A 6,284-nucleotide genomic window follows, 5' to 3' on the forward strand; every position below is an offset into this window, starting at 1 on the left:
GCTACTTCCCGAGCGAGCTCAGGTCCTGTGCGTACGTGCCGACCGCGTGGGCGATGACGTCCAGGTTGGTGTCGAAGGCCTTGAGGTCCAGGTTCTTCAGGTCGTCGCCCGCCCCGTGGTAGTTCGGGTCGTACGGGGCCCCGGCCGTGCCGCCGTACCGCTGGGCCTGGTCGGCGGTCTTGATGCCCTCGGCGCCGGTGAAGGTACCGCCGGCCGGGATGCCGTTCGCGATGAACGGGCCGTAGTCGGAGCGGCCGTCGAAGTCGCTGCCCTCGTGGGGCTTGCCCTTCTTGTCGAGGAAGCCGTTGATTAGCGCCTCGATCTGCGCCGAGCCGGCCGGGCCGGCGCCCTCGCCCGTCCTGTCCGAGTCGTCGCCGTCGTAGACGAACTGCACCGGGTTCGGCGAGGCGATCATGTCGAAGTTCAGGTAGAGCGCGATGTCCTTCTTCTGCTGCTCGGAGAGCTGCGCCACGTAGTGCTCGGAGCCCAGCAGGCCGAGCTCCTCCGCCGACCACCAGGCGAAGCGGACCTTGTTCGCGGTCTGCTTGCCCTTGCCCTTCTTGTTCGCGCCCTCGTCCGCGAGCTTGAGGGCCACCTCCAGCAGGCCGGCCGAGCCGGAGCCGTTGTCGTTGATGCCCGGACCCTCGGGGACCGAGTCCAGGTGGGCGCCGACCGTGACGACGCGGTCGGCGCGGCCGCCCCTGGTCTCGGCGATCACGTTGCGGGTGGTCTTCTTCACGTGCTCCTGGTCCAGGTCCAGACGCACGCTCACCTCGCCCTTGGCGGCGGCCGCGGTCAGCGCCTCGCCGTCGGCGAGGGTGATCCCGGCGCTCGGGACGATCCCCTCGGCGGGCGAGGAGAAGCTGCCCCGGACCGGGGTGGTGCCGCTGTGGTTGTAGACGATCACTCCGATGGCGCCGGCCGCGGCGGCGGCCCGCTGCTTCTCGACGAAGGTGCAGGACCCGCGCTTGACCAGGGCGATCTTCCCGGTGAAGGCGCCGGCCGGGTAGTCGGCGGCGTCGCAGCCCGGGGTCTCGTCGACCCGGGCGAGGGCGATCGGGGCGGTCAGGCCGCCTGCCGGAGTGGACTTGGTGAAGGTGAAGGCCGCGGTGGCCAGCTCCCGGCCGCCGGCGCCGAGGACGGTGGTCCTCTCCGTCTTCGTGTGCGCCTCGTAGATGTCGAAGTCCTGGTACGAGACCTCGTACCCGGCCTTCTTCAGGGTGTCGTGGACGTAGGCGGCGGAGGCCGCGTGGCCGGGCGTGCCGGCGGCGCGGTTGCCCCCGTTGGCCTCGGCTATCTGCTGGAACTTCGCCAGATGGCGGTAGGCGCCGCGGGCGGTGACCTCTTCGACCAGCTCCCTGGCCAGCCGGCCCTCGCGGGGATGGGCGGCGGCCGGGGTGGCGGCGAGCAGGACGGGTGCGGCTACGGCGGCGGCCGCGAGGGCGGCGAGGGCCGGTACGGACCGGCGGCGGTGGCGGATGGCGCCCACGGTGATTCTCCCCGAGTTCGATGTGCGGAACGCACGTCCGTATTACGGACGCGACAGACCGGACCGTAACCGGCCGCGACCTGGCAAAACGGGTGGTCGGCGGGGATGCAACACGGCCGCCACGGAGTTGTCACAGGGGTTCACACGCGCCACACCGTCCGCTCCTCGGACAATGGATTGGACAAGGCTCGTGGGGTCGAACGCATGATGGCTACACGCGCGCCCGCGTCGTACGGAACAAGAGGAGTCACCGTGAGGGTCGGAATCGTCGGAGCCACCGGACAGGTCGGCGGAGTCATGCGCGGCATCCTGGCCGAGCGCAAGTTCCCGGTGGACGAGCTGCGGCTGTTCGCCTCGGCCCGTTCGGCCGGCTCGACCCTCGAGTGGGAGGGCCGGGAGATCACCATCGAGGACGCCTCCACGGCCGACTACTCCGGCCTGGACATCGTGCTCTTCTCCGCGGGCGGCGCCACCTCCCGGGCCCTCGCCGAGAAGGTCGCCTCGCAGGGCGCCGTCGTGATCGACAACTCCTCCGCCTGGCGCGGCGACCCCGACGTCCCCCTCGTCGTCTCCGAGGTCAACCCGCACGCGATCAAGAACCGCCCCAAGGGCATCATCGCGAACCCGAACTGCACCACCATGGCCGCGATGCCGGTGCTGCGCCCGCTGCACGACGAGGCCGGCCTGACCGCCCTCGTCGCCACCACCTACCAGGCCGTCTCGGGCTCGGGCCTGGCGGGCGTCGCCGAGCTCAAGGGCCAGGCCTGCGCGGTCTCCGAGGCCGCCGACCAGCTGACCTTCGACGGCGACGCGGTGGAGTTCCCCGAGCCCAAGGTCTACAAGCGTCCGATCGCGTACAACGTGGTCCCGCTCGCGGGCAACCTGGTCGACGACGGCTCCTTCGAGACCGACGAGGAGCAGAAGCTCCGCAACGAGTCCCGCAAGATCCTGGAGATCCCGGAGCTCAAGGTCTCGGGCACCTGCGTGCGCGTGCCGGTCTTCGCCGGCCACTCCCTCCAGGTCAACGCCCGCTTCGACCGCCCGCTGAGCGTCGAGCGCGCCTACGAGCTGCTCAAGGACGCCCCGGGCGTGGAGCTCTCGGAGATCCCGACCCCGCTGCAGGCCGCCGGCAAGGACGCCTCGTACGTGGGCCGCATCCGTGTCGACGAGACCGCCGAGAACGGCCTCGCGCTGTTCCTCTCGAACGACAACCTCCGCAAGGGCGCCGCGCTGAACGCGGTCCAGATCGCGGAGCTGGTCGCGGACGAGCTGCGCGGCTGATCCCGCACGCACGCGATACGCAGGGGCGGCGCCGCGAAGGCGCCGCCCCTGCGGCGTTCCCCCGGGCGTCCGGGGGCCCGGTCCGATCCGAACGGCACGCCCTACGCCCTGCGGACCTCGAAGAGGTAGCAGCCGAACTCGGCCGAGCGGACGTGGACGAGGGCGGTCCGCGGGTCCGCGAAGGCCTCCGCCAGCGCCTCCTCGACCACCGTCTCCGGTTCCTCGGCGAGGCTGAGGACGCTGCCGCCGAGGATGTGGCCGCCCGCGTCGTAGCGGCGGGCCGTGCGCAGGGATCCGGGGTGGGAGAAGGGGAGGCCGGCCCCGGCGACCGGTCCGGCGCAGTCGGCCGCGTGGACGAACACGGGGCCCTGCTCGTCGTAGGCGCCCGGGTCCGCGCCGGTCTCGGCGGCCCAGCGGCGCAGCGGGGCGTAGGAGACCAGGGCGATCCGTTCGCCGGGATCGCTGCGGCGCAGGCAGCAGCGGAGCGGGGCGCCGCCCTCGGGGTCCTCGTACGGCAGGCAGGGCCGCCCGGCATCGTCGAGTACGCGCAGGGAGGCGAGGACGGACGGGGCGATGGGGAGCGCGGTGTGAACGGTCATGGGCACCACACTGCGCGGCCGGGCCCGGCGAAGCTGGCGGAAATCGGACCTCGCGTTCGCCCGTGGATTACTCGGACGCGGTGGCCCGGCCCGCGTGGAAGGATGGCGGCACCGTCACCATCGAAGGAGATGAACGCGTGCCTGGCACGAATCTGACCCGTGAAGAGGCTCAGCAGCGCGCAAAGCTGCTCAGTGTCGACTCGTACGAGATCGAGCTCGATCTCAGTGGAGCGCAGGAAGGCGGCACGTACCCCTCCGTGACCACCGTGCGCTTCCAGTCCGCCGAGGCAGGCGCCGAGACCTTCATCGACCTGGTCGCTCCGGCCGTGCACGAGGTCGTCCTCAACGGCAGGGCCCTCGACGTGGCCGCCGTCTTCCGGGACTCCCGGATCGCGCTCGCCCACCTCGCCGCCGGGGCCAACGAGCTCCGCGTCGTGGCCGACTGCGCCTACACCAACACCGGTGAGGGTCTGCACCGCTTCGTCGACCCGGTCGACGAGCAGGCCTACCTGTACACCCAGTTCGAGGTTCCGGACGCGCGGCGGGTCTTCGCCAGCTTCGAGCAGCCCGACCTGAAGGCGACGTTCCAGTTCACCGTGACGGCCCCCGAGGGCTGGACGGTCATCTCGAACTCCCCGACCCCGGAGCCGAAGGACCGGGTGTGGGCCTTCGAGCCGACCCCGCGCATCTCCTCGTACATCACCGCGCTGATCGTGGGCCCGTACCACGCGGTGCACAGCTCGTACGAGGGCCCGGACGGGCAGTCCGTCCCGCTCGGCATCTACTGCCGCCCCTCGCTCGCCGAGTTCCTCGACGCCGACGCGATCTTCGACGTGACCCGGCAGGGCTTCACCTGGTTCCAGGAGAAGTTCGCGTACGACTACCCCTTCGCGAAGTACGACCAGCTCTTCGTGCCGGAGTTCAACGCGGGCGCGATGGAGAACGCGGGCGCGGTCACCATCCGCGACCAGTACGTCTTCCGCTCGAAGGTGACGGACGCGGCGTACGAGGTGCGCGCCGAGACGATCCTCCACGAGCTCGCGCACATGTGGTTCGGCGACCTGGTCACCATGGAGTGGTGGAACGACCTGTGGCTGAACGAGTCGTTCGCGACGTACACCTCGATCGCCTGCCAGGCGTACGCGGAGGGCTCGAAGTGGCCGCACGCGTGGACCACGTTCGCCAACTCCATGAAGACCTGGGCGTACCGGCAGGACCAGCTGCCGTCCACGCACCCGATCATGGCCGACATCCGTGACCTGGACGACGTCCTGGTCAACTTCGACGGCATCACGTACGCCAAGGGCGCCTCGGTGCTCAAGCAGCTCGTCGCCTACGTCGGCATGGACGCCTTCTTCAAGGGCGTGCAGGCGTACTTCAAGGCGCACGCGTTCGGCAACACGCGCCTGTCCGACCTGCTGGGCGCCCTGGAGGAGACCTCCGGCCGCGACCTGACCGCCTGGTCGAAGGCGTGGCTGGAGACGGCCGGCATCAACATCCTGCGCCCGGAGATCGAGACGGACGAGAACGGCGCCATCACCGCCTTCGCCGTCCGCCAGGAGGCCCCGGCCCTGCCCGCCGGCGCCAAGGGCGAGCCGGTCCTGCGCCCGCACCGCATCGCGGTCGGCCTGTACGACCTGGCCGACGGCAAGCTGGTGCGCACCGACCGGATCGAGCTGGACATCGACGGCGAGCTGACCGCCGTGCCGGAGCTCGTGGGCCGCACCCGTCCGGCCGTCGTGCTGCTCAACGACGACGACCTGTCGTACGCCAAGGTCCGCCTGGACGAGGTGTCGCTGGAGAACGTCACCGCGCACCTGGGCGACTTCACCGAGTCGCTGCCGCGCGCGCTGTGCTGGGCCTCGGCCTGGGACATGACCCGGGACGGCGAACTGGCCACCCGCGACTACCTCGCCCTCGTCCTGTCGGGCATCGGCAAGGAGTCGGACATCGGCGTCGTCCAGTCGCTGCACCGCCAGGTGAAGCTGGCGGTCGACCTGTACGCAGACCCGGCGTGGCGCGAGCAGGGTCTGGCCGTCTGGACGGAGGCCACCCTGGAGCACCTGCGCGCGGCCGCGCCGGGCAGCGACCACCAGCTGGCCTGGGCCCGTGCCTTCGCGGCGACGGCCCGCACCGAGGGGCAGCTGACCTACCTGTCGGCGCTGCTGGACGGTTCGGCGGAGATCGAGGGCCTGGCCGTCGACACCGAGCTGCGGTGGGCGTTCCTGGAGCGCCTGGTCGCCACGGGCGTCAGCGGCGAGCCGGCGATCGCGGCCGAGCTGGAGCGGGACAAGACGGCGGCGGGCGAGCGCCACGCGGCGACCGCCCGGGCGGCGCGTCCGACGGCGGAGGCCAAGGCGGAGGCCTGGGCCTCGGTCGTCGAGGGCGACTCGCTCCCGAACGCGGTGCAGGAGGCGGTGATCGGCGGCTTCGTCCAGACCGACCAGCGCGAGCTCCTCGCCCCGTACACGGAGAAGTACTTCGCGGCGGTCAAGGAGGTCTGGGAGACCCGTAGCCACGAGATCGCCCAGCAGATCGCGGTGGGGCTCTACCCGTCCCTGCAGGTCTCCCCGGAGACCCTCGCGGCGACGGACGCCTGGCTCGCCTCGGCCGAGCCGAACGCTGCGCTGCGGCGTCTCGTCTCCGAGTCGCGCGCCGGTGTCGAGCGGGCGCTGCGTGCCCAGGCGGCCGACGCGGCTGCCGCTCGCGCGTAGCCTGCGGGCTGGCTTCCTGGGGCTCCGCCCCAGCCCCCGCGCCTCAAACGCCGGCGGGGCTGAATTTTGCCGCTGCGCGGCATCATTCAGCCCCGCCCGGCGTTTGAGGGCACGGGCGCGGAGCGCACGTACGGGGTCCGGGGCGGAGCCCCGGTTTCGGGAAGGGGCGGGGTGGGGGAAGCCCCGCGCAGCGGCTACTCC

The 6,284-nt window shown here is 71.7% G+C and carries 4 protein-coding genes; 2 read left to right on the forward strand and 2 right to left on the reverse strand.

Going from position 1 to position 6,284, the window contains the following annotated elements; all coding sequences use genetic code 11:
- Position 1: 1 nt before the first annotated feature.
- Positions 2–1,489: a M28 family metallopeptidase gene (locus tag ACWGDE_RS14040; protein WP_453389228.1), complete on the reverse strand. Its 1,488-nt coding sequence runs from the start codon at positions 1,487–1,489 to the stop codon at positions 2–4.
- A gap of 252 nt (positions 1,490–1,741) precedes the next feature.
- On the opposite strand from ACWGDE_RS14040, the gene ACWGDE_RS14045 reads away from it, so the two are divergent.
- A complete protein-coding gene (locus ACWGDE_RS14045; RefSeq protein ID WP_453389229.1) occupies positions 1,742–2,770 on the forward strand; it encodes an aspartate-semialdehyde dehydrogenase in 1,029 nt (342 codons plus the stop codon).
- 101 nt (positions 2,771–2,871) lie between these two features.
- Here the strand turns inward: ACWGDE_RS14045 and ACWGDE_RS14050 are convergent, their stop codons facing one another.
- The gene (locus ACWGDE_RS14050) at positions 2,872–3,369 is read right to left on the reverse strand and encodes a DUF1203 domain-containing protein (protein ID WP_453389230.1); all 498 of its coding nucleotides are present in this window, start codon (positions 3,367–3,369) and stop codon (positions 2,872–2,874) included.
- Positions 3,370–3,506: 137 nt separating this feature from the next.
- On the opposite strand from ACWGDE_RS14050, the gene pepN reads away from it, so the two are divergent.
- Positions 3,507–6,083 carry an aminopeptidase N gene (pepN, locus tag ACWGDE_RS14055; protein WP_453389231.1) on the forward strand — a complete coding sequence of 859 codons (2,577 nt, stop codon included), beginning with the start codon at positions 3,507–3,509 and terminating at the stop codon, positions 6,081–6,083.
- Positions 6,084–6,284: the final 201 nt, after the last annotated feature.

It is taken from the genome of Streptomyces sp. NPDC054956 (assembly GCF_053609185.1).

Bases quoted from the DNA above. Each gene is read 5' to 3' on its own strand.
- ACWGDE_RS14050 (WP_453389230.1), bottom strand. From the start codon at position 3,369: ATGACCGTTCACACCGCGCTCCCCATCGCCCCGTCCGTCCTCGCCTCC.